Raw genomic sequence first — 232 nt, forward strand, 5'->3', positions numbered from 1 at the left:
GCTATGGAAAGCTTCTTCAGCCTGCTGCAACGCAACGTTTTGGACCGGCAGCGGTGGGACACCCGCGAACAACTACGGATCGCGATCGTCACCTGGATCGAACGCACCTACCACCGACGCCGCCGCCAGGCCCGGCTCGGCCGATTGACCCCGATCGAGTACGAGACAATCATGACCCCAGCGGTAATTCAGGCCGCATAACCACTGTCACCCAAACGTGCAGCAGCCCCTT

General features: G+C 61.2%; 1 protein-coding gene. It reads left to right on the forward strand.

From position 1 onward, the window contains the following. On the forward strand, window positions 1–201 hold a 201-nt coding region (locus IRT45_RS36525; protein WP_194810297.1), incomplete at its 5' end, for an IS3 family transposase. Window positions 202–232: the final 31 nt, after the last annotated feature.

The organism is Nocardia sp. BSTN01 (genome assembly GCF_015354405.1).
Taxonomy (GTDB): Bacteria; Actinomycetota; Actinomycetes; order Mycobacteriales; family Mycobacteriaceae; genus Nocardia.